The sequence below is a fragment of the Ruegeria sp. AP7 genome, from assembly GCF_056539905.1.
The window spans coordinates 791,873-817,420 of the sequence record NZ_JBQFVT010000001.1 but is presented as its reverse complement, the minus strand read 5'-3'; the positions used below and the strand labels follow the sequence as shown (position 1 = coordinate 817,420).

Annotated in this window: 21 protein-coding genes and 3 tRNA genes; 13 read left to right on the top strand and 11 right to left on the bottom strand. The window is 54.6% G+C overall.

Annotated elements, in window-relative coordinates:
- Positions 1-2,484: a response regulator gene (locus ACR0KN_RS04000; protein WP_480651517.1), complete on the bottom strand. Its 2,484-nt coding sequence runs from the start codon at positions 2,482-2,484 to the stop codon at positions 1-3.
- Between the two features lie 548 nt (positions 2,485-3,032).
- Between ACR0KN_RS04000 and ACR0KN_RS03995 the strand changes: the two genes are divergently transcribed.
- Positions 3,033-4,334 carry a DUF3300 domain-containing protein gene (locus ACR0KN_RS03995; protein ID WP_170470623.1) on the top strand — a complete coding sequence of 434 codons (1,302 nt, stop codon included), beginning with the start codon at positions 3,033-3,035 and terminating at the stop codon, positions 4,332-4,334.
- Position 4,335: 1 nt separating this feature from the next.
- Positions 4,336-5,226, top strand: coding sequence for a DUF2950 family protein (locus ACR0KN_RS03990; RefSeq protein ID WP_480651515.1), 891 nt, complete (start codon positions 4,336-4,338; stop codon positions 5,224-5,226).
- 286 nt (positions 5,227-5,512) lie between these two features.
- Here the strand turns inward: ACR0KN_RS03990 and gyrA are convergent, their stop codons facing one another.
- Entirely contained in the window at positions 5,513-8,218 is a 2,706-nt protein-coding gene (gene gyrA / locus ACR0KN_RS03985) for a DNA gyrase subunit A (RefSeq protein WP_480651770.1), read from the bottom strand.
- 224 nt (positions 8,219-8,442) lie between these two features.
- Between gyrA and ACR0KN_RS03980 the strand changes: the two genes are divergently transcribed.
- Both ACR0KN_RS03980 and ACR0KN_RS03975 read left to right on the top strand, forming a co-directional pair.
- Positions 8,443-8,712, top strand: a complete 270-nt coding sequence (locus tag ACR0KN_RS03980) for an usg protein (protein ID WP_170470617.1) — start codon at positions 8,443-8,445, stop codon at positions 8,710-8,712.
- A gap of 102 nt (positions 8,713-8,814) precedes the next feature.
- Positions 8,815-9,510: a lipid-binding SYLF domain-containing protein gene (locus ACR0KN_RS03975; protein WP_480651512.1), complete on the top strand. Its 696-nt coding sequence runs from the start codon at positions 8,815-8,817 to the stop codon at positions 9,508-9,510.
- On the opposite strand, the gene ACR0KN_RS03970 is transcribed toward ACR0KN_RS03975, so the two are convergent.
- Positions 9,511-10,464 (bottom strand): radical SAM protein, encoded by a 954-nt coding sequence (locus ACR0KN_RS03970; protein ID WP_480651511.1) that lies wholly within the window; start codon positions 10,462-10,464, stop codon positions 9,511-9,513. It abuts the gene before it with no gap.
- A gap of 163 nt (positions 10,465-10,627) precedes the next feature.
- On the opposite strand from ACR0KN_RS03970, the gene zwf reads away from it, so the two are divergent.
- The 4 genes from zwf (at position 10,628) to ACR0KN_RS03950 (ending at position 16,092) form a co-directional block, all read left to right on the top strand.
- On the top strand, positions 10,628-12,082 hold the full coding sequence (gene zwf, locus ACR0KN_RS03965; RefSeq protein ID WP_480605905.1) for a glucose-6-phosphate dehydrogenase: 1,455 nt from the start codon (positions 10,628-10,630) through the stop codon (positions 12,080-12,082).
- Positions 12,079-12,750, top strand: a complete 672-nt coding sequence (pgl, locus tag ACR0KN_RS03960; RefSeq protein ID WP_480651508.1) for a 6-phosphogluconolactonase — start codon at positions 12,079-12,081, stop codon at positions 12,748-12,750. The genes zwf and pgl overlap by 4 nt, the downstream gene beginning before the upstream one ends.
- A gap of 5 nt (positions 12,751-12,755) precedes the next feature.
- Positions 12,756-14,366 carry a glucose-6-phosphate isomerase gene (gene pgi / locus ACR0KN_RS03955; RefSeq protein ID WP_170539980.1) on the top strand — a complete coding sequence of 537 codons (1,611 nt, stop codon included), beginning with the start codon at positions 12,756-12,758 and terminating at the stop codon, positions 14,364-14,366.
- Positions 14,367-14,472: 106 nt separating this feature from the next.
- Positions 14,473-16,092 (top strand): long-chain-fatty-acid--CoA ligase, encoded by a 1,620-nt coding sequence (locus ACR0KN_RS03950; protein ID WP_480651506.1) that lies wholly within the window; start codon positions 14,473-14,475, stop codon positions 16,090-16,092.
- 19 nt (positions 16,093-16,111) lie between these two features.
- On the opposite strand, the gene ACR0KN_RS03945 is transcribed toward ACR0KN_RS03950, so the two are convergent.
- The 4 genes from ACR0KN_RS03945 to ACR0KN_RS03930 form a co-directional block, all read right to left on the bottom strand.
- Positions 16,112-16,186: transfer RNA gene (locus ACR0KN_RS03945), tRNA-Asn, on the bottom strand.
- A gap of 160 nt (positions 16,187-16,346) precedes the next feature.
- Positions 16,347-17,228, bottom strand: a complete 882-nt coding sequence (locus ACR0KN_RS03940) for a hypothetical protein (RefSeq protein WP_480651504.1) — start codon at positions 17,226-17,228, stop codon at positions 16,347-16,349.
- 199 nt (positions 17,229-17,427) lie between these two features.
- A tRNA-Asn gene (locus ACR0KN_RS03935) sits at positions 17,428-17,502 on the bottom strand.
- A gap of 74 nt (positions 17,503-17,576) precedes the next feature.
- Complete coding sequence (locus tag ACR0KN_RS03930) at positions 17,577-18,491, bottom strand: MBL fold metallo-hydrolase (protein ID WP_480651502.1); 915 nt, start codon at positions 18,489-18,491, stop codon at positions 17,577-17,579.
- Positions 18,492-18,535: 44 nt separating this feature from the next.
- On the opposite strand from ACR0KN_RS03930, the gene ACR0KN_RS03925 reads away from it, so the two are divergent.
- A complete protein-coding gene (locus ACR0KN_RS03925; protein ID WP_480651500.1) occupies positions 18,536-19,855 on the top strand; it encodes an ATP-binding protein in 1,320 nt (439 codons plus the stop codon).
- A gap of 2 nt (positions 19,856-19,857) precedes the next feature.
- On the opposite strand, the gene ACR0KN_RS03920 is transcribed toward ACR0KN_RS03925, so the two are convergent.
- Positions 19,858-19,934 (bottom strand) — tRNA-Ile (locus ACR0KN_RS03920).
- A 107-nt stretch (positions 19,935-20,041) separates the two neighbouring features.
- Here ACR0KN_RS03920 and purM point away from each other — a divergent pair.
- The 3 genes from purM to rnd all read left to right on the top strand — a co-directional run bounded on the left by purM (position 20,042) and on the right by rnd (position 22,949).
- Positions 20,042-21,088, top strand: coding sequence for a phosphoribosylformylglycinamidine cyclo-ligase (gene purM / locus ACR0KN_RS03915; protein ID WP_480651498.1), 1,047 nt, complete (start codon positions 20,042-20,044; stop codon positions 21,086-21,088).
- Entirely contained in the window at positions 21,085-21,681 is a 597-nt protein-coding gene (gene purN, locus ACR0KN_RS03910) for a phosphoribosylglycinamide formyltransferase (RefSeq protein ID WP_480651496.1), read from the top strand. The genes purM and purN overlap by 4 nt, the downstream gene beginning before the upstream one ends.
- A 110-nt stretch (positions 21,682-21,791) precedes the next feature.
- On the top strand, positions 21,792-22,949 hold the full coding sequence (gene rnd / locus ACR0KN_RS03905; RefSeq protein WP_480651494.1) for a ribonuclease D: 1,158 nt from the start codon (positions 21,792-21,794) through the stop codon (positions 22,947-22,949).
- On the opposite strand, the gene ACR0KN_RS03900 is transcribed toward rnd, so the two are convergent.
- A complete protein-coding gene (locus ACR0KN_RS03900) occupies positions 22,946-23,470 on the bottom strand; it encodes a hypothetical protein (protein ID WP_010440294.1) in 525 nt (174 codons plus the stop codon). The two genes, rnd and ACR0KN_RS03900, sit on opposite strands and share 4 nt — an antisense overlap.
- A 141-nt stretch (positions 23,471-23,611) precedes the next feature.
- Between ACR0KN_RS03900 and ACR0KN_RS03895 the strand changes: the two genes are divergently transcribed.
- Positions 23,612-24,022 (top strand): SufE family protein, encoded by a 411-nt coding sequence (locus tag ACR0KN_RS03895; protein ID WP_010440293.1) that lies wholly within the window; start codon positions 23,612-23,614, stop codon positions 24,020-24,022.
- A 3-nt stretch (positions 24,023-24,025) separates the two neighbouring features.
- On the opposite strand, the gene ACR0KN_RS03890 is transcribed toward ACR0KN_RS03895, so the two are convergent.
- Together ACR0KN_RS03890 and ACR0KN_RS03885 are read right to left on the bottom strand one after the other, a co-directional pair.
- On the bottom strand, positions 24,026-24,691 hold the full coding sequence (locus ACR0KN_RS03890; RefSeq protein WP_480651491.1) for a DUF1638 domain-containing protein: 666 nt from the start codon (positions 24,689-24,691) through the stop codon (positions 24,026-24,028).
- 94 nt (positions 24,692-24,785) lie between these two features.
- A complete protein-coding gene (locus ACR0KN_RS03885) occupies positions 24,786-25,484 on the bottom strand; it encodes a corrinoid protein (RefSeq protein ID WP_170392964.1) in 699 nt (232 codons plus the stop codon).
- Positions 25,485-25,548 lie beyond the last annotated feature (64 nt).

Sequence of the window (25,548 nt, the reverse complement as noted above, 5' to 3'; positions counted from 1 at the left end):
CTATACGTCTTCAGATCGAGAAGCCGAAAGGATTTCATTCAACTGGTTCAGAATGATTTCAATCTCATCCCCATCTTTGCGGACCAGAGTCTGGAACGAGCCATTCAGTTGCGCTCGGTCCTCGCTGGACAGGGATTTGGCGGTCACGATGATGACGGGAATATTCTTCCACTCCGGGTTCTTTCTTATCCCCGCCAAGAACTCAAAACCGTCCATCTCGGGCATCATGAGATCAAGTAAAATCACGTCCGGCACGAACTGAGAGAGGCGTTGAAGGGCATCCAGTCCATTGATCGCCTCGTCAGTCTGCCAGCCTTCTTTTTCGAGAACGCGACAGATCAGCTCACGCGTTGCAGCCTCGTCCTCGACGACCAGAACGCGTGGCGTTGGCAGAGTCGGGCAGTGCTCTTTAAGGACACTCAGCAGCTCGGTCGTGTCAATTGGCTTGCCCAGATATTCACTGGCTCCCAGCGACAAACCTCTTTTGCGATCCTCTGCGAAAGTCAACATAATGACAGGAATATCCCTAAGTTCGGGATCGTCCTTGAGCTTGGACAAAACAGCCCAGCCATCGATTTCGGGCATGAAGACATCGAGCGTGATGGCATCAGGACGGGTTGTTCGAGCCAGTTCCAATGCCTCATCGCCGTTGGCCGATGCGAGAACGCGATATCCCTCACGAAGTAATCGTCGACCCAGAAGATCATGCACGGTCGGATCGTCATCCACCAACAGAACCAGTGGAGCATTCGGGTCATTGTTCGATTCATTCTCTGACTGGTCAGCCAGACGCATCACGCCTGTTGACGGGTCGCGACAGATGCGCGGCAGGCGAATTGTGAAGGTCGAACCTTCGCCAAGCGCACTTTCGCAGTGAATGTTGCCGCCCAACTGTTCGCAGAAGGCCTTTGTGATAGACAGCCCCAATCCGGTACCACCGTAGTTACGCGTTGTTGAGGAATCTGCCTGCGTAAACGCATCGAATATCCTCTCGACCTGCTCTGGCGACATGCCGATGCCGTGATCGGTGACCGCAAATTCCAGTTGATCTGTGTCGTTCGATTTTACAACCGATAACGTGATCATTTCATGTTCTGTGAACTTACAAGCATTGGACAACAAGTTCAGCAGGGCCTGCCGCACCTTGGTCAAGTCACAGACCATCTCGCCGATATCATCAGGGCACTTAATTTCCAGCGTATTGTTGTTCTGCTCGGCCAACGGCTGCACTGTCGCGCTAACATCTTTGATCATCTGGAAAACGTCGAAAGTTTCCAGTTCGAACTCCATCTTTCCGGCTTCGATTTTGGAGAGGTCCAATACATCATTGATCAACGCAAGCAGGTGTTTCCCGGCAGATTGAATCTTCTTCAAATCGCTCAGGTTTGCTTCGTCCTTCTGGTCGATCGCTTCTTCCAACATTAGTTCGCTGTATCCAATAATCGCATTCAGCGGTGTGCGCAGTTCATGACTCATATTGGCAAGGAACGTGCTTTTAGTCTTGTTAGCGGTTTCAGCTGTGTCGCGGGCCACCCGCAACTCGCTCTCCACGCGTTTTTGCTGCGTAATATTCCGACCGTAGATATTCGCGTATCCTCCTTCCGGAACCGGCCACAGCAAAAGAGAATAGGTCTGACCACCAGCCTTATACTGGAAGTCTGCCCTTTGATCTTCCTGCAAACCCTTGGCAATTCGTTTGCGCCAACCCGTTCCCACGCGGTCACCAACTTTTAGCTGCAGTGCTTCGATTAATGGAGCGCTTGCCTTATTGGCGTAAGTCAGTTCGCCCTTCTCGGTGATACGCAACACCGGGTTCGGGTTTTCTTCCGGAATGCGCGCCAATTCACGTATCCGGTTTTCAGCCCTAAGCTGATTGTTCAGCGCCTTGGTGTTGGCCAGCGTCAAATTGATGCCGTTGATCGCACTTTTTCTGGTTAAGAGTGTCAGCTGAGTTATGACCAGAATCGTGCCCAATATGATGAGCGTATTAAAATACCATTCCAGAGGCCCCCATAGAAGCATGGACAGCCAAGTTAGAAAGAGAATTGAGCTTGAGAAGCCCCAGGTCACCCTAAGCGAAAATGTTGTAGAGCCGCCAAATGCTCCGATAAACGCGAAAAGATACAGGACCATCTGTTCATGCGGTGCCAAGACCGGCATCATGAAAAAGTTGAAACTGCCCCAACCTGTTCCAAGGATCAGTGAGGTGATGAGAATAACCCTCAATCGCCGTTTCGAGATTGATTTTGGTCTAGGCTTGTTACGCAACGCGTAATAGCTTTTCATCCCCATCACATTCATGATCAGCAACATGACCAAAGACGCGATCGCGCCCAGCGTCAGGTTCGAGGGACCGATTTGCAATATCATCACAGCAAAGGCCATCACGAAAGACAATGCGAATACAGGCGTTGTCGACGAAACGTCCAGTGCTTCGTGAATGCGTAATTCGGCTTCGTAGTCCTGCTCTTGTGCTTTCTGCACGCGCTTCTCCCCCAAAAGCCGCCCAATTTTTGGTCACTAAATCAGGTGCGGCCCTAATCTTGCAAGATTTATCGACGGTTGCATTTTTGAATGTGTTCGTTGCGTACGGTTAGGTTCTCATGGTTCGGGCAGCGAATTCTCATCTCAATACCGTTTCTGAGCCATCCTATTTTTCTCCCATGACGCTCAAGAGGCCATAGTTTTGCGCGAGAACGTCCAGCAATTTGGCGGCCTTTATGCGCCACGCGAAATCATCCAGAGGGCAAGCCGTGTAGAGCCCGGGCCGGAGGCGTTATTGATCTATCTTGAGAACAATTTTGGGGCATTGTATGGGCTTTGCGCGAGGGCAGAATATTAACCTCTATAAGGCGTATGAAAGTTTACGAATTCAGGATTTTGCTTAATAGCAACGTCCGCTTCGAGCCCAAAGCGGACACTCGCTCAAACTTGATTGGGTGTCGATTATTATCCCACAACCGTTTTGTTGACTGATCGGTTGCCAGAATCGCAGTCTTAGGTGATCCTTCAAGAAATCGAAGGATCGCAATATGTTTAGGTTTCTACTAATTGCATTCGGTATTTGCGTATCTACTTCCGCGTTAGCGCAAGAGTCGTCCGAAGATGTAGCGGCAAAAGATGATACCTCGGCGACCTCGTCCAGTCTGCTAACTGACGCTGAGTTGCAGACCTTGGTCGCCCCGGTTGCTCTTTATCCCGACACGTTACTCATACAGATATTTGTCGCGGCAACCCAGCCATTGGAAATTGTTAAGGCTGAACGGTATTTGCTCGATAACGCCGACCGCGACCCTGTTGAACTAGAGCCCGAAATCGATGCGATGGGATGGGATCCTTCTGTCAGTGTGTTGGCAACGGCGTTCCCCGAAGTTGTTGGTCAGATGGCCACCCATATCGACTGGACCGAGACAGTTGGCACTGCCATGTTGGCCCAGTCCGACGATGTGATGGATGCGGTGCAGGTCATGCGGGATCAGGCAATTGACAGCGGCGCTCTTGTTTCAGGGCCCGAGCAAACTGTCGAAGTGTCTGACGACGACAACGTAGTAATTACACCGACAGAACCCGAGACGGTATACGTTCCACAATACAATCCCGAGACGATTTATACTGGCCCGTCAACCGGGGATGTTGTGGGCGCCGCACTACTGACTTTTGGCGCTGTTGCCCTGATCGACGAAATTTTTGACGACGACGATGATTGGAACGACTACTGGGGGTGCCGAAATTGCGGTGGCTGGGGCGGCGGTCCGATTTATAGAAATCCAGACATCGACATAGACGTGGATGGCAACGTCAATATCGGCAATGATATAGATTTAGGTGACCGAACGGATATCGGATGGAACCCCGATCCTGACCGGCAACAGGAGGCCCGGAACAAAATAGCGGACCACAAAAGACCCGAAGGTGGCCGTAGCGACTTGCCGGTTAATCGTCCTGACGGTCGCACGGATGAGCTGCGTGCAAAGTTGAGCCGAGAATCCGGTGCTGCAGATATTAGCCGGGACCGCGGGGCGGCCGCAGCCGCGGTCGGTGCGGGTGCAGGGGCTGTAGCAGGCGGTGCCTTGGCGAACCGGAACAACGCTAATCGGGACAAGGCTGCCGCAAAGCAACAAGCCATTGATCGCACCAAACGTCCAGATTCAGCGAAAAAGCCAGTCGCACAAAGACCGCAGACCGCCAAGAAGCCGCAGGCGAAGAAAGCCGCATCGACGCAGCGCAAGCCCGCGGCATCCAAAGGGCAAGCGATGAAGAAAACGGCGTCCGGCAGCAGAACTCAAAGCGCGTCCAAGCGTGGACACGCCGCTAAAGGCAAGCGGAGACGGTAAGATGCGTAGATCAGTATTTTCAATTTTGTTGCTTGCCGCGACCACAAGCCCGGCCCTCTCTGAAGGAGCCAGATTTGATACGCCGCAAACCGCACTGGATGCTTTTGTTGATGCGTTGAAGGCTAATGATCAGAGCAAGCTGATCGAAATTTTCGGGCCTGAAGCCGAGGATCTGGTTGGAACGGGTGATCCGACGGAAGATCAAGAAAGAAGGCAGGAAGTGCTTGGCATGTATGCCGAGGGGTATCGTTTCCGGCCTGAGGACGATGGCGTTGTACTTCTTCTAGGTGAAGACGGTTGGCCTTTTCCTATCCCAATTCTGCGTAAAGATGACGGTTGGCGCTTTGACCTGGAGGCTGGGATCGAGGAACTTTCAGCTCGTGAAATAGGCTTGAATGAGTTGGAAGTGATCGAATTGCTTGAGGCCTATGTTGACCTGCAGGCAGCTTTCCGGCTTGTGGACCATAACGGGAATGGCGTTATGGAATTCGCTCAGACGATCATTTCCGATCCGGAAGAGCAGAACGGTCTCTTCTGGCCTGGAAAAGACAGCTTTGTCGGTGCAGCGCTTGCCCGCGCCGCAGCTTCGGGGTGGAGTGACGGTCAGGTTGACTATGAAGCCGAACCGTTTCTTGGCTATTATTACACAATCCTGCAAGAGCAGGGCCCTAACGCTCCAGGGGGTGCCTACCCCTATTTCGTCGGGGATCACTTTGTTGCAGGACATGCCTTGCTGGCAATACCGGCAGACTACGGAGAAACTGGTATTCATTCCTTTCTGGTAGGCGAAAACGGCATAGTCTACGAGGCAGATTTTGGCCGGGAGACACTCAGTATTGCATCTGAAATTTCTGCATATGATCCAGACATGAATTGGTCACCGGTCGAGTAATATTTGGATTGAAAGTGTCGCTTAAGCTCTGCGCTTTGCTGAGGTCACTATTTGCGGTTCGTGTGACAAGCTTCAGTTCGATGGTTACGTGTACCCGAATAGGTTCGGCCTGGATCGCTCTTGCAACACCCATTGTGACTGCGAGCAAATTGCCCATCTTACGACTTGATCCATTCTTCTGCCTTCACACGTTTCGACTGAATGACTGAAAAGTCCGCAGAGCGGTAATTGGAAGGTTTAGACCAAAGAAACCGAGCTTAACTCACCCGATTTCTTTCTCGATCCTTCACTCTCCGGCTTCTTCATCACCCTGGTCTGCAATCCAGGCAACACTGACGACTTCTTCGCCCTTGCCCGTGTTGAAGACTTTCACACCGCCCGCGCTGCGGGAGCGGAAAGAGATCCCATCAACCGGCACCCGGATCGACTGACCCTTTGAGGTGGCCAGCATGATCTGGTCTTCAATATCAACGGGGAAGGATGCCACCAATTTACCGCCGCGCATGGCCTTGTCCATCGCTGCCACGCCCATACCGCCGCGTCCGCGAACCGGGTAATCGTGGCTTGAGCTCAGCTTGCCCGCGCCCCCTGCCGTAATGGTTAGGATCAGGTTCTCGGCAGCCGACATCTCGGCATAACGTTCCTGAGGCAGCACACTGTCGGCGTTACCTTCATCTTCTTCCGTCTCGGATTCATCGGTGACACCGGCCATAAGGCGGCGCATTTTAAGGTAAGCGGCCCGTTCATCCGAGGTGGCGTTGAAGTGGCGGATGACCGACATCGAAACCACCTCATCATCGCCGGTCAGACGTACACCGCGTACACCAACAGACGACCGGCTGTTGAACACCCGTACATCTGTTGTTGGGAAGCGGATTGCGCGGCCAGATCTGGTGACCAGCATGACATCATCATCTTCGGAACAGATACGAGCGTTGATCAACTTGGTGTCGGCGTGATCCTCTTCGAACTTCATGGCGATCTTGCCGTTGCGCTTGACGTTGGTGAAATCTGACAAACGGTTGCGCCGCACAGTGCCCGCACTGGTGGCGAAGATGATCTGCAGGTTTTCCCATTCTTCATCCGGGACATCCACCGGCATAATTGCAGCAATGGATACACCCGTCGGGATCGGCAGAATGTTGACGATGGCTTTGCCTTTGCCAGTCCGCCCCGATTGCGGCAGTCGCCAAGTCTTAAGCTTGTAGACCATGCCATCCGTTGTAAAGAACAACAACTGCGTGTGGGTATTCGCCACGAAGAGGGTAGTGACCACGTCTTCTTCTTTGGTCTGCATGCCTGACAGACCTTTGCCACCGCGCTTCTGGGCGCGAAAATCAGCCAGTGGGGTGCGCTTGATGTATCCGCCCGAGGTGACGGTCACGACCATGTCCTCACGCTCGATCAGGTCCTCGTCTTCCATGTCGCCGGACCAGTCGACGATTTCGGTGCGGCGGGGCACGGCGAATTGCTCGCGCACGTCGCGCAGCTCATCGCCGATGATCGACATGATGCGTTCGCGCGACGACAGGATATCCAGGTATTCCTTGATCTTGGCGGCCAGCTGCTCCAGCTCGTCCGTGACTTCCTTGACGCCCAGTTGGGTCAGCCGCTGCAGGCGCAGCTCAAGGATGGCGCGGGCCTGAACCTCGGTCAGGTTATAGGTGCCGTCGTCGTTCATCTTTGACAGAGGATCGTCGATCAGACGCAGATAGCCTTCGATATCAGCCGCCGGCCAACGGCGGGTCATCAGCTTTTCACGTGCTTGTGCCGCGTCTGCAGACGAGCGGATCGTGGCGACCACTTCGTCCACATTGGAAACAGCGACCGCTAGACCACAGAGGATATGGCTGCGTTCGCGTGCTTTGCGCAGATCGTACGCAGTACGACGTGCAACCACATCCTCGCGAAAGTCGATGAAGGACGTCAGGAAGCGGCGCAAAGTCAGCTGTTCGGGGCGACCACCATTCAAGGCCAGCATGTTGCAGCCGAAAGAAGTTTGCATCGGTGAGAAACGATAGAGCTGGTTCAACACCACTTCGGGTGTTGCATCGCGTTTCAATTCGACGACAACGCGCACACCATTACGGTCGGATTCGTCCTGCACATGGGACACACCTTCAATCCGCTTCTCACGCACGGCCTCGGCAATCTTTTCGATCATCGCGGCTTTGTTCACCTGATAGGGGATCTCATCGACAACGATGGCGTAGCGGTCCTTACGAAGCTCCTCGACACGGGTCTTTGCACGGATGATGACGCTGCCACGGCCCTCCAGATAAGCTTTGCGCGCGCCGGACCGGCCCAGCATTACGCCGCCGGTCGGGAAATCGGGTCCGGGGACGTATTCGATCAACTGTTCCGAGGTCAAATCCGGGTCATCGATCAGCGCCAGAGTTGCATCAACCACTTCACCCAGATTGTGCGGAGGGATGTTCGTTGCCATACCCACAGCGATACCGCCGGCACCGTTGACGAGCATATTTGGGAAACGGGCGGGCAGGACGGTCGGCTCTTTGTCTTTGCCGTCATAGTTGTCCTGAAAATCGACCGTCTCTTTTTCAATATCGGCCAGCAGGGACGCGGCAGGCTTGTCCATCCGAACTTCGGTATAACGCATGGCAGCCGGGTTATCGCCGTCCATCGAGCCAAAGTTGCCCTGACCGTCCAGCAGCGGCAGCGACATCGAGAAATCCTGTGCCATCCGCACCAGCGCGTCATAGATCGCACTATCACCATGCGGGTGGTACTTACCCATCACGTCGCCGACCGGGCGGGCCGATTTGCGGTAGGCCTTTTCGTGCGTGTTCCCGGTTTCGTGCATTGCATACAGTATGCGGCGGTGCACTGGTTTCAAACCATCGCGCAGATCGGGAATGGCGCGCGACACGATGACCGACATGGCATAGTCCAGATAGGACGTGCGCATCTCGGATTCGATGGATACCGTCGGGCCGTCATAAACGGGGCGCTCGGGCGGTGTTTCATCCATGTTTTCAGGTATTTCTGGCGTATCGCTCACGTAGGCTGCCCGTGTCTTGTTTTTGATCTATATCTTGTGGATGCACCTTATCAGACCCGGCATATAAGGTGCAAGCAAGCAACCGTCTTGTGGCCAAATTAGCCCGGTAACAGTAGAGTAACATATTGTTATCTAAGTATTAGGTGATTTTCGTGTTACCCTGAGAAGACCTTGCAACAAAATTGGAGGTCTGGATGGCGCAAAACGAAACCGAACTCATGTTGAAAGGGTACGGGCTGACAACCGCAGAATTTTTCTATCACATGCCCGATTACATACACGTTCTGAATACGTTTATCTGGCAGGATTATGATCTTGCCCCGGATCACCCCAAACTTTTTGAATTCGTGGAATTCTGGCAAAAAGAAATTGAAGGACCGCTGCATTCTGTTCGGTTCACACATCGAAAGATGATCGCTCCGGGCGAATGGCGGAATATGGTTGGAGAGTTTCGTGTGAACTAATCGGGCGTCGGATATCCTTTCAGGAATCGAAAGTCCGGTTCTCAAATGTCGCGATTGAGATAATGTAATGACCAAACTGATGGTCTTACACGGAATCACTCTATGCCCAGATATCTTATCCTCGCCGCTGCGGTTTTCCTGACCGGTCCTGCCATCGCCGAAGGGGTTCTAGATAAGATCAAAAAGGGGGCTGAGAATACTGCGAACGCGATAGGTCGCGGTGCAGAAGGTGTTGGTAACACAATCGAGAAAGGTGCGAACGCCGTCGACGAAACCATTGATTCGACTTCGGAACTGCTAAGAAACGAGGCCACGCCTGAAGAGACACGTGCCAAGTTGGATTTGATGGCGGGCGAAATTCTTGATCAACTACTTGCCGAGAATCCACAGGCACAAGAACTATACGATGTCTGCGCTGGATACGCGGTTTTTGACTCGCGCAAGGTGACGGTTTTTCCGGTATCTGCAGGTTATGGGCGCGGTGTGGCCGTTTCAAAAGACACAGGACAACACACCTATATGAACATGGGTACCGGGGGGGTTGGCGGAGCTATTGGGATCGGGGGCTTTGAAACCAAGTTCGTGATCCTGTTCGAAACCCCAGCGGATCTAGAGAATTTTATTGATCACGGCTACGACGCGACGGCGGAGACGGGCGCAATGTATGGTGAGGATCGCGCGGGAGACACGCTGCGCTTTACCGATGGCCGATCCTTCTTTGTTCTGAGCAAGAAGGGGTGGCGGGTGTCAGCGGGAGCCTCAGGTACAAAATTCTGGAAATCACCCGAACTTAACTGATCAACCGGAGCAACTGGCCCCTCCAAGAACGCAGAACTTGGCGCAGTGCGGGTGGTTTAGATGCACGTCGGCTTCGGCCTCGGCCAAGGTTTCGCCCATTTCGAATTCAGGTGAGTATGGCAGCAACGTGCATGCCAAAACCGCCGGACGTTCTGCGCCTTTGCGCTTAATCACCATGCGCGAGCTGGCACACATCACGGCATCTGGAGATTTATCAAGAATTCCCCAGCAAGCGGTGGTGATTTCAGGCACTTCTACGGATTCATCCATTTCTGGAAACAGCACGGTTTGACCCGGGTCTTGAGGATCGATGTCAAAGCCATGTTCTGCAAAAAATGCGCCATAGCCTGCACGGCTGTCGGCGTCAGAATCTCCCCACACGGTACGCCCGGCGATCGCTATCTTAAAGCCGTTATCCCGCAGCCATTCCATACCGATCAGCGTCTTGGCAAAGCTACCCTTTCCACGCTCTTCATCATGTAATTCCGGGCGGTAGTGATCGACCGAAATGCGCAGTGTCAGCTTGCCGCCATAGTCACGTTGCAGCTCTAGCAACCCTTCGCGCATCGTGCGACGCATCATCGGCTGCATGGCGTTAGTCAGAATCAGAACCTCGTAGCCGCGTTCAAGCGCTGCGCGGATCATTTCGATCATTTCAGGGTTCATGAAGGGCTCACCGCCGGTAAAGCCAATCTCGCGGATTGGCCACTGGCGTTCTTCAATCTGATCCAGATAAGCGCGAACCTCATCTGCTGTGATGTAAACCAGCGCGTCATTGGTGGGACTGCTGGCGATATAACAGTTGACGCATTCGATATTGCACAGCGTGCCGGTATTGAACCACAACGTTTCCGGGTTGGATAACGCAACAGACGCGCGTGTTTGCCCGTCCGCTGTCACCAAACTGTTTTGAAACTTCCCGATATTTGCAGCCTGAGTGGCGTTGTCTTTCATTCCGGCATCCGGTTTTGTGCATTTACCAAACTGACTTAATCGTTTGTGCCGGTTTAGTTAAGTACGTTGACACCCTGCTGACAGAGTTTTGATGTTCGAAGATTTCGACATTTTGATTGCGCTAACATTGGACATGCCACGGCTGGTAAGGTAAGGAAAAGCCATGGTTTCTCGCGTCATACCCGTTGACCCATTTGATCTGGTCATATTCGGCGGAACCGGCGATCTGGCGCAGCGCAAGATCGTTCCGGCTCTGTTTCGGCGTTACTGCGCCGGACAATGGCCCGAGGCCGCACGGATCATAGGCGCGGCACGGGGTGCGCTGACCGTTGAATCCTTTCGGGATATAGTTGCCGAATCTTTGCGTCAGTATGCGCCAAAACGGTCTAAAGACCCGGAGGCGGTAAAAGGTTTTCTGCAGCGCATAAATTATGTTCCGCTGGATGCCTTGTCCGAAGACGGGTGGGCTCCATTGTCCGAATTGCTGAGCACGGATCGAATCCGAGCGTTCTATTTCTCGGTGGGTCCCAGACTGTTTGGTCCGCTGGCCGAGCGGATCAGAGCTCATAATCTCGCCACCCCTCAGACCCGGATCGTTGTTGAAAAGCCGTTTGGGCACGATCTGGAAAGTGCGCGCGCTTTGAATGCAACGTTGGCGTCGCATTTTGATGAGGGGCAAATCTATCGAATTGATCACTATCTGGGCAAAGAAACGGTACAAAACCTGATGGCGGTCCGGTTCGGCAACATGTTGTTCGAGCCATTGTGGAACAGCCAGTACGTGGATCACATTCAGATCACCGTTGCGGAAACTGTCGGCATCGATGGGCGGGAAGAGTATTACGAGCGTGCAGGTGCCATGCGCGACATGATGCAGAACCACCTTATGCAGCTTTTGTGTCTGATCGCGATGGAACCGCCCGCAAAGTTTGACCCGGATGCGGTGCGCGACGAAAAGCTCAAGGTGATCCGTGCGCTGGACCCGGTTGAACCGCACCACATTGTTCGGGGACAGTTTGCCGGTGGAAAACAGGGTCGGGGGTATCGCGAGGTTGTGGGTAACAACCGGTCCACGACCGAGAGTTATGTGGCTTTGCGCGCGCATATCAGCAACTGGAGATGGGCCGGCACTCCATTTTATCTGCGTACTGGTAAGGAATTGGTGGCGCGGTCGTCGGTCATCAATGTGATGTTCAAGGATGCGCCACATTCGATTTTCGGCGAAGAGGCGGGGCGTCACGCAAATGCGCTTTCGATTCGGTTGCAGCCGAACGAAGGCATTACTCTGAAAGTCACGATCAAAGAGCCGGGGCAGGGTGGGATGCGGCTGGTCGACGTTCCGCTGGACATGAGCTTTGCCGAGGCGCTTGGACCCGAAAATCAGGACCCGCCAGACGCCTATGAGCGGCTGGTGATGGATGTCATTCGCGGCAACCAGACCCTGTTTATGCGCGGTGATGAGGTCGAGGCCGCATGGGCCTGGACCGACCCGATCATTGCGGGCTGGCAGGCGCGTGGTGACGTGCCCAAACCCTATGAAAATGGCAGCACTGGCCCGGGCGACGCCGAACTGCTGATGAAGAGAGATCACCGCCGCTGGCAAGGAATAAACCCATGAATATTAAAGAATATGCAGACCGTGACATGCTGGCCATTGATGTCGCGAATGCACTGGCCGGAGACCTTGAGTCAGCGTTGTTGCACCACGATGTTGTTTCGCTTGCCGTTCCCGGAGGCACCACCCCGGGGCCGGTGTTTGATGTGTTATGCGCGGCTGATCTTGAGTGGGATCGCGTGCGCGTGTTGCCGACAGATGAGCGGTGTGTACCGGGAGACCAAGAACGATCGAACGAGCGGCTGATCCGCGAGCGTCTATTGACCAATCGCGCTTCTGTCGCGCAGTACCTGCCATTGTTTGTCGCAGGTCATGAGCCCGAGGCGGTTCTGCCTGAGATCGAGAGCCTGATCACTCCCGTCTTGCCTCTGTCGGTTCTGGTTCTTGGCATGGGTGAGGATATGCACACGGCCTCTCTTTTTCCTGGGATGCAGGGCCTGACTGCCGCGCTGGACAGCCACGCGCCCACACTTGCGGTGGCAAGGACAGACGTGCAACCCGAGGCGAGAATAACACTGACCGCACCCGTGCTCGAAGGTGCGTTATCAAAACACCTCATTATCTTCGGAGAATCCAAGCGCGATGCGCTGGATCGCGCCATGTCACTACCGCCAGAAGAGGCGCCTATCGCGGCCGTGCTAACCGGCATGACTGTCCACTGGGCGGAGTAGTCACCATGCAATTGGATCAACTGAAATCTCTGGCTAAATTGATCGGTGATCGCAGAATACTTGATCTGTTCCATGCAGATTCAAACCGGGCCGAGGGTTTTTCCACGTCCAGCGGCGACTTGTTGTTTGATTACTCTAAAACTCAGATCAACGACGACATTCGCTCTGCACTTATTCAACTCTGTGACCAGGCCAAATTGGCGGATCGCCGGACTGCGATGTTTGCGGGCCAAAAGATCAACGAGACCGAAGGGCGTGCGGTACTGCATACGGCGTTGCGCAACCTCGATGGCGGTCCGGTCGAGGTGGATGGTCAGGACGTGATGCCAGACGTTCTGGAAACATTGCAGCGGATGCGCGTGTTTGCCGAAGAGGTGCGCGGCGGGGCGATCAAGGGGGCAGGGGGCAGCTTTACGGATGTTGTGAATATCGGCATCGGCGGCTCGGATCTTGGTCCGGTCATGGCGACACATGCCCTGGCACCGTATCACGATGGTCCAAAGTTGCATTACGTCTCGAACGTGGACGGGGCGCATATCGCCGACACGTTGCGCATGCTCGACCCGACGCGCACGCTCGTCATTGTGGCCTCGAAAACCTTCACCACCATCGAAACCATGACCAACGCGCGGACGGCGCGGGCTTGGATGGTGGATGGAGGTGGAGACCCGTCGCAGCAATTCGCTGCCGTTTCGAGCGCGGTGGATAAGACAGCTGCATTTGGCATCCCCGAAGAGCGCGTGTTCGGTTTCGCCGACTGGGTGGGCGGACGCTATTCGGTCTGGGGCCCGGTCGGATTGCCGGTGATGATCGCTGTAGGCTCAAATGCATTCGATGCTTTTCTGCGAGGTGGGCAGGCGATGGACCTGCATTTCCGCTCGGCGAAGTGGGTTGAAAACATGCCGGTCATGTTGGCGCTTGTCGGTGTCTGGCATCGGCAGGTTTTGGGTTACGCCAGCCGTGCGGTTTTGCCTTATGATCAGCGCCTTCTGCGGCTTCCAGCGTATTTCCAGCAGCTTGAAATGGAATCGAACGGCAAATCTGTCGCAATGGACGGCAGTGCGTTGGCCATGCCATCAGGTCCGGTGGTTTGGGGCGAGCCTGGCACCAATGGACAGCACGCATTCTATCAACTGATTCACCAGGGCACTGACGTGATCCCGTGCGAGTTCATGGTGGCAGCCAATGGGCATGAGCCTGAATTGGCCCATCATCATCGTCTGCTTCTGGCCAATTGCCTGGCTCAGTCCGAGGCTCTGATGCAAGGCCGATCATTGGATGAAGCCCGCGCGCGGATGGTGGATAAAGGTTTGACCGGCGAAGAGCTGGAGCGTCAGGCGCGCCACCGTGTGTTCTCGGGGGATCGCCCATCAACAACCCTGATATATCCGCAGCTTACGCCATATGTGCTGGGCCAGATCATTGCGCTGTACGAGCATCGGGTTTTTGTCGAAGGCGTGTTGCTCGGCATCAATTCATTCGATCAATGGGGCGTTGAGCTGGGCAAAGAACTGGCGACGTCTCTGGGGCCCATTGTCGATGGCGAAGTTGGCACCGAAGGCAAGGATGGTTCGACAGCCGGTCTGGTAGAGTACGCGCTACGCCATCGAGGTTGACACGGCACTCAGCCAAACTCTCTTATTGTCAGACAATTAAAATCTTGGCAGGGTTTCTGCCAATGTAGAAGGGCGCGGCCAAGCGCTGAAGATGGGAGGATTGTCCATGCTGGGACAGATGATGACGCAGCCTTTGCTGATTTCGTCGCTGATTGATCACGCCGAACGCTATCACGGACAGACCGAGATAATATCGGTCGAGACGGACGGAACCGTGACCCAGACCAACTGGGCGGGGATCGCGCAGAACGCCCGCCGTATGGCTTCGGCGCTTATGAATCTTGGGCTACAGCCGCAGGATCGAGTGGGCACACTGGCCTGGAATAACCGCCGCCATCTTGAGATCTACTATGCCGTATCCGGCGCGGGCTTCGTCTGTCACACGATCAATCCGCGTCTTTTCCCTGAGCAACTGACCTATATCATCAACCACGCGCAGGATCGGGTTCTGTTCTTTGATGCAACTTTCCTGCCGTTGGTCGCCGCGCTTCAGGAGCATCTGACCGAGGTGCAGCATTTCGTGCTGATGGGGGCACGAGATGAGGCCGCGTTGTCTCAGGTCCCTGGTCTGATTTTCTATGACGAGTTGATTGAAACCGGTGATGTGGATTACGCGTGGCCCAGTTTTGATGAGAATACCGCCTCTAGCCTTTGCTACACATCGGGCACAACAGGAAACCCCAAAGGTGTTCTGTATTCGCATCGTTCGACTTTGCTGCACAGTTTCGCGTCAAACACACGTGATGTGATCGGCTATTCCGCGATGGATGTGGTATTGCCGGTGGTGCCAATGTTCCACGTCAATGCTTGGGGTTCACCCTATGCCAGCGCCATGTCCGGCTCACGCATGGTATTGCCGGGGCCGGGTTTGCATGGGGAAGCATTGGTTAATCTGATCGACACTTATGGCGTGACATTGGCAATGGGTGTGCCAACCATCTGGCAGGGCCTTCTGGCGCATGCGGCGACATGTGGAACCAAACTGGAAAGCTTGGATCGTACCGTTATCGGCGGTGCAGCGTGCCCGCCTTCGATGATCGAAACCTTTCGCGAGACCTATGGCGTCGATACCGTCCATGCCTGGGGTATGAGTGAAATGAGCCCGCTGGGCACTACGAACTATCCTATGGCCAAGCATCTGGAAATGCCCATAGAAGCACAACACAAACTACGCGAGAGCCAAGGCCGCCCGCCCTTTGGGGTTGAACTGAAAATCGTAGATGACGATGGCAGCGACCTTCCCCATGACGGTGAAACGCAGGGTGATCTGATGGTGCGCGGCCATTGGGTGCTAGACAGCTATTTCCACATGCAAGATGAGGCCTTGTTGCAGGATGGCTGGTTCGCAACCGGCGACGTGGCAACATTGGACCCAGATGGGTTTATGACCATCCGCGACCGATCGAAGGATATTATCAAGTCAGGTGGCGAATGGATCAGTTCGGTCGAGCTGGAAAATATCGCTGTCGCGCACCCTCAACTGGCGACAGCGGCGGTTGTGGGTGTGCCACATCCGAAGTGGGATGAACGCCCGCTTTTGGTTGCTGTGAAGGCGGAAGGCCAAGAGCCGACCGAGCAGGATTTACTTTCATTCTTCGACGGTAAGATCGCCAAATGGCAGGTGCCAGACAAAGTTGTATTCGTCGACGCTCTGCCATTGAACGCAACCGGCAAAGTCCTGAAGCGGAACTTGCGTGCGGATTTTAGCGACGTGCTGATGGGGTGATTGCCAAACGGGGGAAGAATGGCTCCGGCGGTAGGGATCGAACCTACGACCAATTGATTAACAGTCAACTGCTCTACCGCTGAGCTACGCCGGAACGGTCCGCGCCGTATAACAATCAGCTTTGGCATCGTCCAGAGGATAAGATTATTTTTTGAAGATAATTAGTAAAGGCCAAGAAAACGCTGTGTTTTTGCTTGTGAGTTTTCTCTTAGCATCGACGTAAGCATTGTCGCTTGGAAAGGCTACCTGCAGGTTCATTCTACAGATGGAGTTGCTTCCTGAGTTGCCTTTTGTGCCTCACGCTCTTGCCGCGTAAAAATAGGTGCCGCAGCGGTGTTAATGTTGTGCTTAGTCAACAACTGTTCCATGTAACTGCCCGGTTCAGGAACGCCTCCTATAGTGGCCAAAAACTGCCGGACTCTACGCCCATAGAAATGAACTGAATAAGTATCTTCAGTTACAGCACGGCGCACTATACGGGCCCATTTTGACCGCATTAAAAAGCGGCGGTTTTTAAAACTTATTGGATAAAGCCAATTTTCTGGAAAAGCGTATTTCGATTCTCCGGTTTTTTGCAGATAATGAGTCACTGCATGCGGACCCCAGACGCCCCAACGTAAATCACCAACATGCACCGGAGTTCCAGCCTCTCTTAGGTTTTCAAGGCGCTTCTTCTCTTCATCAGGATACCATTCAGGAATTCCATATTCATCTTCAGTCATCTCAAGAAGTTGCCCAAGCGCTTCGCTGTCTGAAGGTAGGCCTAAAACACCACCAGCAATTTGATAGTCGGATTCCCGGGCGTAGAAATGACCAGTCTCCGACTTGAAAGTCTTGACACAATAAGCATCAAGATCCGCCCAGATCATCCGGTCATTTTGTTGAAGAAGATGATACCTGAATACATCAGAGAACAACGCGAAGCTACCTGTTCTACCGTGTTTGATAAAGCGATCACTGCCGAGTACGGTATCGCCGTGAACAAGCTCTACACCTTCCGGCACATTTTGCACGTGGCCATAATGGTAGAGTTTTACATGATGACCTGCATCTAAGAAAGATTGAGCGCAAAGAACTTCTACATAGCTGAGGGGGCCTTCGACCCACAGCATCCCTATTTCGTACTCGTGGCGCATATTTGTTCTTGTTCCTGTACACGCGATTGCAGCTAAACAATCCGCCAATATCGTTTATTGGGTTAAGTCCTAATCACCAATATGGACCGCGACAAGGCAATCAGAAAACAAGACGTCTCAGCCGTTTCAGAACTGCACCAAAATAGACTTCTGGAAGGTTAGTACGATCTGTCAGCGCAATGAGAGTGCATATGGATATTGGCTCCGGCGGTAGGGATCGAACCTACGACCAATTGATTAACAGTCAACTGCTCTACCGCTGAGCTACGCCGGAACTGAGGGGCGTATAACAACACGGAATTTCGTCGTCCAGAGGGGAAGCGCATTGCTGATGAAAAAAGTTTGCCGCTAACTGAGTCTGATAAATTTGGACTGTGCTGAAAGCGTCTCAACGGGTGCGACCTGGGCCTTTCCGGTCAGATCGACCAGATGCGCGAATACATTTCTTTCCGCCGCTGGGAGCAATGCACCAGGCGTGTCTACATAAATACGCTGTGCAAGCTGACGTGCAGTGGCCGGGCCTTTGATCAGTTCGTCAAGAATCTGAGATTCGCGCGAAAGACGGTGCTGAATCAGCCACTCCAGGCGATTGTTTGGTTCAGTTACAGGAGCGCCGTGGCCGGGATGAAAGACTGACCATTCTCTCGCGCGTAGGCGATGGCAGGCGGCCATGAAGTCGGTCAGATCCCCGTCGGGCGGTGAGACCAGCGAACTGGCCCATCCCATGACATGATCCGCTGTAAAGCAAACATCGCCCCAGGCGAGCGCAATATGGTTGCCGAGATGGCCGGGTGTGTGGATGATTTCAAGCGTCCAGTCGTCCGCAGAAATACATGCACAGTCTTCCAGTTCAATATCAGGGCGAAAATCCATATCGATTCCCTCACCGCCGCCCGCAAACCCATTCTGCGCCAATTCCGTCATAACCTCACTGCGGCCTGCTTGGGGTCCTCCGAAAGCGAGAACCGGTGCGCCTGTATGGGCAGCAAGAGGGGCAGCTAGGGGTGAGTGATCAAGATGGGTGTGAGTGACGAAGATATGGCTGATCCGCTGATTGGGCTGTAATGCATCGAGAATCGCCGACAAATGTGCGTCGCTCAGCGGTCCCGGATCGATGACGGCGATGTCTGTTTCACCCAGAAGGTAAGTGTTCGTACCGCGATATGTCATCGGTGAGGGATTTGGGGCAAGCACCCGTCTTAGGCCTTGAGCAAGTTCCACAGCTTGTCCAGGCACTGGGTTGAAATCATCGGGGGCTTGCATTCTGACCTCTTCCTCTTGTCCAGGCAGCCCGCTAGGTTTAGCGCATGTCGACCCAATGGCTCAAACCCTATATGCCGCGCAGCCTGTACGCGCGCGCCGCACTTATCCTGGTGCTACCGGTCATCGTTGTACTCTTGGTTGTGGCGATCGCTTTTTTGCAAAAGCATCTCGAGGAAGTGACCGCACAGATGACGCGAACGGCAGCCCGTGAGGTCACGCTTATATTGAACGTGATGGAGGGTGCAGAGACGCAGCAGCAGGCGCTGGCTGCCGCACGGCCTGATCTGTCGGCATTGAATATGACGGCTCGTTTTCTGCCGCTGTACCAAGAACCGGTGGTTGGAAAGCGTCGTTGGTATGATTTCATCGCACCACAAGTCGATGCTGAAATGCGGGTGTTGGTGCCTCAAATGCAAGACGTCGCACTGCCGAATGGGCAGGAGGTGCGGCTTTACCTGAGCACGCATCTTGGCACTTTGGAATTGAAATTTGATCGACGACGCCTGTCACCTACGGCACCGCACCAGCTTATCGTTACGATGGTGTTCTTTGCGGCGTTGATCACCACGATCTCATTTTTATACATGCGCAACCAACTGCGGCCGATTACTCGGCTCGCGGATGCGGCGCAGGCGTTCGGCCGGGGCCGCGTGGTGCCTTACTCTCCTGGCGGGGCAATCGAAGTGCGTGCTGCGGGCAACGCTTTTGTTGATATGCGCTCCCGAATCGAAAGGCAGATCGAGCAGCGCACTTTGATGTTGTCTGGCGTCAGCCACGATCTGCGCACGCCTTTGACGCGTCTGAAGCTGGGGTTGTCATTGTTGCCCGAAGATGAGGCAGGCCCGCTGTTGCAGGATGTGGATGAAATGCAATCGCTACTAGATGCATTTCTGGACTTCTCAAGAGGGACTGCAGAAAGCACACCTGAGGCGGTCGAACCCGAGAGTTGGCTGAGTCAGATTGTCGATGACGCGCAGCGTGCTGGTCAGCAGGTTGAACTGGTATCGGTCGAAGGACAGGGGACTGCCACGTTGCGCCCGTCGGCAATGCGTCGCGCGGTGGAAAATTTGATTGGAAACGCTACCCGCTATGGTTCACGGGCTGAGGTTAGTCTGTCGATGACGCCGAAATCGATCCGCGTCCGGGTCGAGGATGACGGCCCCGGTATACCCATTGAACAGCGTACTGAGGCGGTCAAACCTTTCACGCGCCTGGACCCGGCTCGGAACCAGAATCAGGGCAGCGGTGTTGGGTTGGGCCTTGCCATCGTCGCCGACATCGCCCGTGTACACGGCGGCATCCTTCGGCTGGGCAGCAGCAAAAAATTGGGCGGTTTATGCGCAGATATCGTGATAGGGCGGTGATGTGGTAGGCCCGGAGGGACTCGAACCCCCAACCAAAGCGTTATGAGCGCTCTGCTCTAACCAATTGAGCTACAGGCCCGCCGATGCGCCTTGCGTATCACGATGGCAGCCCGCGTCAAGCCTGACCGTTGCAACATCGCCCACAATCGAATAACCCGCGCGCAAAGCACTCATGAGGGATTGGCCATGACAGCGGGCAAGAACGGAATCACCTACGCCGATGCAGGTGTGGATATCGATGCGGGCAACGCTCTGGTCGATCGGATCAAGCCTGCGGCCAAGCGCACCAACCGCTCGGGCGTGGTGAGTGGGCTAGGCGGGTTTGGCGCTCTGTTTGATCTAAAGGCGGCTGGGTATGAAGACCCGATTTTGGTGGGCGCAACCGATGGTGTGGGCACCAAGCTGCGGATTGCGATTGACACCGGCGTTGTCGATGGCGTGGGCATCGATCTGGTGGCGATGTGCGTCAACGATCTGATCTGCCAAGGCGCTGAGCCGCTGTTTTTCCTGGATTATTTTGCAACCGGTAGGCTGGACACCGATACCGCAGCACGGATTATCGAAGGCATCGCCGAGGGGTGTGTCCAATCTGGCTGCGCCCTGATCGGAGGCGAAACCGCCGAGATGCCGGGTATGTATCCCGATGGCGATTTCGATTTGGCCGGGTTCTCGGTCGGTGCAATGGAGCGCGGCGCGACCCTGCCCGAGGGTGTGCAAGACGGGGATGTGCTGCTTGGGCTGGCCTCGAACGGTGTGCATTCCAACGGCTATTCTCTGGTGCGCAAACTGGTCGAGATGTCGGGGCTGGGCTGGGATGCAGAGTCGCCTTTCGGTGGCGGAACATTGGGTGAGGTTCTGCTGACCCCCACGCGGCTGTATGTGAAACCGGCGCTGCAGGCGATCCGGGCAGGGGGCATCCATGCGCTTGCTCATATTACTGGCGGCGGCCTCACCGAAAACCTGCCGCGCGTATTGCCCGACGGGCTGGGGGCCGAAATCGATCTGAGCGCTTGGGACTTGCCGCCTGTGTTCAAATGGATGGCCGAAACTGGCGGCATCGCCGAATCCGAGATGTTGAAAACCTTCAATTGCGGTATCGGCATGATCGTGGTCTGCGCGGCTGAGGAAGCAGACAAACTGGAAGCACTGCTGTCCGAAACTGGTGAAACCGTTGCCCGGATCGGATCTGTCACCGAAACACCCGGCGTCGCGTACTCAGGCAAGCTGCTGTGAGTCACAAGCGCGTCGCGATTCTGATTTCTGGTGGCGGATCAAACATGCTGTCGCTGGTCGATAGCATGATCGGGGACCATGCTGGCCGGCCTTGCTTGGTGCTGTCGAACGACCCTGAAGCCGGAGGACTGGCAAAGGCCGCCGAGCGTGGAATAAAGACTGCCTCCGTCGATCACCGGCCTTTCGGTAAAGATCGCTCGGCGTTCGAGGCGGAACTGCTCAAGCCGCTGCTGGCTTCGCAGCCAGATATTGTGTGTTTGGCCGGTTTCATGCGCGTTCTAACCGGCGATTTTGTTTCTCGCTTCCAAGGACGAATGCTGAACATCCACCCTTCGCTGTTGCCGAAGTACAAAGGTCTGAACACGCATGCCCGCGCCATCGAGGCGGGTGATTCCGAACATGGTTGCACCGTTCACGAAGTAACAGCCGCGCTGGATGACGGCCCGGTTCTGGGACAGGCGCGCGTGGAGGTAAGGGCAGAGGATACGCCAGAGGAACTTGCCACTCGCGTGTTGGTACAGGAACACAAACTCTATCCTGAGGTCCTGCGCCGGTATTGTATGGGCAACAAAGACCCAATTCTGTTGCCTTGAATCTGCGCGGCGATTTACACGCGTAGGGTAATCGTCTTATGGTCGCATATCGCTCGGGACAAGCACGACACGGGCAGTCACAAGAAACAAAAGCAAGAACAGCACCGCGCATGAAAACCCTGACTACGACGCAAGATCTGGCCGCCTTCTGCGCGGCTGCTGCACAATATCCTTATGTCACTGTTGATACCGAATTTCTGCGCGAACGGACTTATTATTCAAAGCTCTGCCTGGTTCAGCTCGCGGTGCCGTCCGAGGATGAGGGCAGTGCTGTTCTAGTCGATCCCTTGGCTGAGGATTTGTCGCTTGAGCCTTTGTATGACCTGTTCCGGAACGAAAGCGTTGTCAAAGTATTCCACGCGGCTCGGCAGGATCTGGAAATTTTCTGGGTCGACGCTGGCGTCTTTCCGACACCGCTGTTCGACACTCAGGTTGCCGCGATGGTTTGTGGCTTTGGTGAGCAAGTCGGTTATGAGACACTTGTCCGGAAAATATGTAGAGAAGGCGTTGATAAGACATCGCGTTTCACCGACTGGTCGCGGCGTCCATTGACGGACGCGCAAAAAAACTATGCGCTGGCAGACGTAACCCATCTTCGGAAAATCTATGAACATCTGTCTACTGAGTTGAAAAAGAGCAAGCGGGATCACTGGGTCGGCGAAGAGCTTCGTATTCTAACACGGCCCGAGACCTATGACATTCGTCCGGAAGAAGCTTGGCGCAGGGTCAAGACCCGCACAAATTCCGCTAAATTTCTGGCTGTAGTGAAAGAGCTGGCTCAGTTCCGCGAAGCCCATGCGCAAGAGAACAATGTGCCTCGTAGCCGTGTTTTCAAGGACGATGCACTAATCGAAATGGCGTCGACTAAGCCTAAAACGCCCTCTGATCTTGGTGGATCACGTTTGCTGTTGCGAGAGGCCCGCAAAGGGGCGATCGCTGACGGTATCCTGGCGGCAGTAAAAAGAGGTGTGAACTGCCCGCAAGATCAGTTGCCAAAGGTAGACAATAGCCGTGACAAGCTGAAAGTGAATCCGGCTCTCGCCGATCTTCTGCGCGTTTTGCTGAAATCAAAGACCGAAAGCGCAGGCGTCGCCGCAAAACTGATTGCGTCCAGCGCTGATCTGGACCAGATCGCCGCTGGTGAGCGCGATGTTCCAGCCATGTCCGGCTGGCGTTTCGAGGTCTTTGGCGAGGATGCACTCAAGCTTTGCGAGGGCAAGATTGCGCTGGCAGCCAAGGGGCAAGCTGTGGATGTGGTTGCGCTTTAACGGCGACGTGATTCTAGCGCGTTCTGCTGGCCTTTGACACGGACCATGCGGATGCCTTCCAGTTCTTGAGCGCTGACGTTTACAGCTTCAGAAACCATTCTAGAGCGTTCGTTTCCCTGAACGGTTGCATAGTCCGGATAGTCCACGCGGAAAGTATATTCCAAAATGCCATTCTTGGTAAGTTCTTCGGACCTTACTCGGGCAAGCTGCGCATTATATGCGCCCTGCCGAATGGCTGTACCAGCTGCGTATATGATCGCGCCTGAAGGTGTGGGGTCGACACGCAATTCGTTGATGACCGCTATTGGAACGCTATTGTCTTCAATTTCTGGCCGCGCCAACAGGCCTTTACCGTTGTTTTGACGCGGAACCAACGCATCTGCGTCACTGGCTGAAACCTCTGATGGGGCAGGTGTGCTGCTGCCAAACCAGTTCGATGGGTTCGCCCGAGAGTTGCTCCAACTGTTACAGGCGGAAAGAACAGTGGCGGAGAGCAGAAGAACAGTCAGAGATTTGTGCATGGACCCAACACTTTGCGCAACTTTACCCGCAATGGGTTACCGCAATTTCAGCATCTTGAAAAGCCACACTGGGGGCTGGACAGAAGGGGAAGCTGAGCATAGTTCACAAATGTGATCGCGTAACGCAAGGACAGACCAGCCATGGCAACGCCAGCCTTTGAAGAGATAGTCGAAGATTTCGAGTTTCTGGAAGACTGGGAAGACCGCTATCGTCATGTCATCGAGCAGGGTAAGGCGATGGAACCGCTGGATGATGCGTTCAAGGTTCCCGCGACCAAAGTGAACGGCTGTGCCAGCCAAGTCTGGCTGCATCCCAGCATCGAGAATGGACAATTCAAATTTGACGGGGACAGCGATGCGCTGATCGTGCGGGGCCTGATTGCGGTATTACGCACGCTTTACAACGGCTTGCCGGTAGCCGATGTGCCAAAGGTCGACGCCGGAGGAGAACTTGCCAGGCTGGGGTTGCAGGAGCACTTGTCTGCGCAACGTTCGAACGGGCTACGTGCCATGATCGAACGCATTCGCGAGGTCGCGTTGGCCAGCGCTTGATCTTCATGTAGCGTTGCGTGTTGCCCAATCCGTAAGCGTCGTTTCCAAGTCACCGTATCCGGTCTGCCGACGCTCGAATTCCAGTCCCATCCGTTCGGCACATTCTTGTGCGCGACGTGTGAGATCCGGGTTGTCGGCCTGTGCTTGATAAACGAGTTTGGTGTAATTTCCGAAATACATCTCGCGCAGTTCCGGGTGTCTATCCAGACCAAGCGGTTTCCATACAAATGCGTCAAACTGCCGGGCGAGGAAATCGGTTAGGTAAAACGCAGTGGTTTCATCGTCGCCATGTGCGGCAAATGCCAGATTTCCTTCGAAAAAGGAATAGCAGTGGGGCCCTTGAATCATCTCGACGCCCAGACGTTCACATGCAGTCTGCAGCAGGCCTCCGGTTCCGCAATCGGCATATACAACATAGATTCGGTCGTATGAATCCCGGTGTTTGGCGATCGCATCCTCGACCGCTTGCGTGATTTTCTCGGGGTGTACATGCAGAATTGCGGGTAGGCAGGTCAGAGCCATATGATCCCAGCCATTCCGTTCCTTGAGATCCAGAATTTCACGAGCAAGCGCCCCACATGCGATCAGCAGAATCGACTCGGCTGCGCGCGGAGTGGCGTAACCCCGACGGGTCAGGCTGTCATCATCTGGTATCGGCGCGTCGGTCATGTAATCTCTCTGGTTGGCAACTATATATGTCAGGCTTTGGACAAAAAAGGCCGCCCCAGAAAGGACGGCCTGTCTCACGGTATGGTCGCGTGCCTTAGCCGGCCAGTTGGTTGTGCTTGCGCGACATGAAGTCCTTGGCCATTTCCACCGCCACGGCTGCGTCACGGCAATAGCCGTCAGCACCGATCGCCTTGCCGAACTCTTCGTTCAGCGGTGCGCCGCCAACCAGAACGGTGTATTCATCACGCAGGCCCTGTTCGACCAGCGTGTCGATTACCACCTTCATGTAAGGCATAGTCGTGGTCAGTAGGGCGGACATGCCCAAAATGTCGGGCTGTTCGTTTTCAAGCGCTTCCAGATAGTTTTCGACCGGGTTGTTGATGCCGATATCGACCACCTCAAATCCAGCGCCTTCCATCATCATCGCAACAAGGTTCTTGCCGATGTCATGGATGTCGCCTTTGACCGTGCCGATAACCATCTTACCAACACGCGGAGCGCCGGTTTCAGCCAGCAATGGCTTCAGGATTGCCATGCCGCCTTTCATGGCGTTGGCGGCCAACAGAACTTCGGGAACGAACAGGATGCCGTCGCGGAAGTCGTGGCCGACAATTGTCATGCCACCAACCAGCGCTTTGGTCAGGATGTCGTAGGGTTGCCATCCGCGCTCGAGCAGGATGTTCACACCTTCTTCGATTTCTTCCTTCAGGCCGTCATAAAGGTCATCGAACATCTGTTCGACGAGTTCGTCGTCATTCAGTTCGGACAGGACGATGTCTTCTTCATCAGACATGGGTATTTCCCTGAGCTGTGCGGGCTCGCGGCCCGTCGTGGCATTTTTTCCGTTTTGGCCATTT

Coding starts and splice junctions, on each gene's coding strand:
- ACR0KN_RS03995 (WP_170470623.1), top strand. CDS start 3,033: ATGTTTAGGTTTCTACTAATTGCATTCGGTATTTGCGTATCTACTTCC.
- ACR0KN_RS03990 (WP_480651515.1), top strand. CDS start 4,336: ATGCGTAGATCAGTATTTTCAATTTTGTTGCTTGCCGCGACCACAAGC.
- gyrA (WP_480651770.1), bottom strand. CDS start 8,218: ATGGATGAAACACCGCCCGAGCGCCCCGTTTATGACGGCCCGACGGTA.
- ACR0KN_RS03980 (WP_170470617.1), top strand. CDS start 8,443: ATGGCGCAAAACGAAACCGAACTCATGTTGAAAGGGTACGGGCTGACA.
- ACR0KN_RS03975 (WP_480651512.1), top strand. CDS start 8,815: ATGCCCAGATATCTTATCCTCGCCGCTGCGGTTTTCCTGACCGGTCCT.
- ACR0KN_RS03970 (WP_480651511.1), bottom strand. CDS start 10,464: ATGAAAGACAACGCCACTCAGGCTGCAAATATCGGGAAGTTTCAAAAC.
- zwf (WP_480605905.1), top strand. CDS start 10,628: ATGGTTTCTCGCGTCATACCCGTTGACCCATTTGATCTGGTCATATTC.
- pgl (WP_480651508.1), top strand. CDS start 12,079: ATGAATATTAAAGAATATGCAGACCGTGACATGCTGGCCATTGATGTC.
- pgi (WP_170539980.1), top strand. CDS start 12,756: ATGCAATTGGATCAACTGAAATCTCTGGCTAAATTGATCGGTGATCGC.
- ACR0KN_RS03950 (WP_480651506.1), top strand. CDS start 14,473: ATGCTGGGACAGATGATGACGCAGCCTTTGCTGATTTCGTCGCTGATT.
- ACR0KN_RS03940 (WP_480651504.1), bottom strand. CDS start 17,228: ATGCGCCACGAGTACGAAATAGGGATGCTGTGGGTCGAAGGCCCCCTC.
- ACR0KN_RS03930 (WP_480651502.1), bottom strand. CDS start 18,491: ATGCAAGCCCCCGATGATTTCAACCCAGTGCCTGGACAAGCTGTGGAA.
- ACR0KN_RS03925 (WP_480651500.1), top strand. CDS start 18,536: ATGTCGACCCAATGGCTCAAACCCTATATGCCGCGCAGCCTGTACGCG.
- purM (WP_480651498.1), top strand. CDS start 20,042: ATGACAGCGGGCAAGAACGGAATCACCTACGCCGATGCAGGTGTGGAT.
- rnd (WP_480651494.1), top strand. CDS start 21,792: ATGAAAACCCTGACTACGACGCAAGATCTGGCCGCCTTCTGCGCGGCT.
- ACR0KN_RS03900 (WP_010440294.1), bottom strand. CDS start 23,470: ATGCACAAATCTCTGACTGTTCTTCTGCTCTCCGCCACTGTTCTTTCC.
- ACR0KN_RS03895 (WP_010440293.1), top strand. CDS start 23,612: ATGGCAACGCCAGCCTTTGAAGAGATAGTCGAAGATTTCGAGTTTCTG.
- ACR0KN_RS03890 (WP_480651491.1), bottom strand. CDS start 24,691: ATGACCGACGCGCCGATACCAGATGATGACAGCCTGACCCGTCGGGGT.
- ACR0KN_RS03885 (WP_170392964.1), bottom strand. CDS start 25,484: ATGTCTGATGAAGAAGACATCGTCCTGTCCGAACTGAATGACGACGAA.